Below are 1,436 nucleotides of genomic sequence, written 5' to 3'. Positions count from 1 at the left end.
GTCGAGGAAGCCATTCGCCTGAAGGAAAAGGGCGTGGCGACCGAGGTCGTGGCGGTGTCGATCGGTGTGGCGAAGGCGCAGGATACGCTGCGGACCGCGCTGGCCATGGGTGCCGACCGGGCGATCCTGATCCAGACCGACGATGAAGTCGAACCGCTGGGCGTCGCCAAGCTGCTGGCCAAGGTGCAGGAAGAGGAAGGCGCCAGCCTGATCATCCTGGGCAAGCAGGCGATCGACGATGACAGCAATCAGACCGGCCAGATGCTGGCGGCGCTGCTGGGTCTGCCGCAGGGTACTTTCGCCAGCAAGGTCGAGGTCGAAGGCGACAAGGTCAGCGTGACCCGCGAAGTCGATGGCGGTCTGGAGACGGTGAAGCTGAACGTTCCGGCGATCATCACCACCGACCTGCGTTTGAACGAGCCGCGCTATGCCTCGCTGCCCAACATCATGAAGGCGAAGGCCAAGCCTTTGGCGAACAAGACCCCCGCCGATTATGGCGTGGACATCGCTGCGCGTCTGGAGACGCTGAAGGTGAGCGAACCGGCCAAGCGATCGGCCGGCGTGAAGGTCGCCGATGTCGATGAACTGGTCGCCAAGCTCAAGGCTCTGGGAGTATAAGCCATGACGAAGACTCTTGTATGGGTTGAACATGAGGGCGGCGCGGTCAAGGACGCGACCCTCTCCGCCGTCACCGCCGCTGCAAAGCTGGGAGAAGTGCATCTGCTGGTGGCCGGTGCGGGCGTCGATGGCGTGGCCGCTGAAGCCGCGAAGATCGCTGGCGTCGGCAAAGTGCATGTCGCTGACGACGCGGCCTTTGGCCATGCATTGCCGGAAAATATCGCGCCGCTGATCGTGGACCTGATGGGCCATCATGATGCGTTCGTTGCCCCGGCGACCAGCAATGGCAAGAATATCGCACCGCGCGTCGCCGCTTTGCTCGACGTGATGCAGATCAGCGACATCCTGTCGGTCGAAAGCGAAGACACGTTCACGCGCCCTATCTATGCCGGCAATGCGATTGCGACGGTGAAGAGCAAGGATGCCAAGAAGGTGATCACCGTGCGTGGCACGGCGTTCGAGAAGGCAGAGCGCGAAGGCGGCGCTGGCACGGTGGAAGCTGTAACTTCGACTGGGGACAAGGGGCTGTCGTCCTTTGTCGGCGCTGAGATCGCCAAGCTGGAACGGCCGGAACTGACCAGCGCGAAGATCATCGTGTCGGGTGGCCGGGCGCTCAAGGACGGTCCGACCTTCGAGGAAGTGATCTTCCCGCTGGCGGACAAGCTGGGTGCGGCGGTCGGCGCATCGCGCGCGGCGGTGGATGCCGGTTATGTGCCCAACGACTATCAGGTCGGGCAGACCGGCAAGATCGTGGCGCCCGAAGTCTATGTCGCGGTCGGCATTTCCGGCGCGATTCAGCATCTGGCGGGGATGAAGGA

General features: G+C 63.4%; 2 protein-coding genes. Both read left to right on the top strand.

Annotation, left to right across the window (positions count from 1 at the left end):
• On the top strand, positions 1–618 hold a 618-nt coding region (locus BMY84_RS28845), incomplete at its 5' end, for an electron transfer flavoprotein subunit beta/FixA family protein (RefSeq protein ID WP_093088596.1).
• Positions 619–621: 3 nt separating this feature from the next.
• Positions 622–1,436: electron transfer flavoprotein subunit alpha/FixB family protein (locus BMY84_RS28840; protein WP_093088594.1), on the top strand; the 815-nt coding region annotated here is incomplete at its 3' end.

The organism is Sphingobium sp. AP50 (genome assembly GCF_900109095.1).
Taxonomy (GTDB): Bacteria; Pseudomonadota; Alphaproteobacteria; order Sphingomonadales; family Sphingomonadaceae; genus Sphingobium.
The sequence above is the reverse complement of the archived record's forward strand: the minus strand, read 5'-3'. Positions and strand labels throughout refer to the sequence as shown.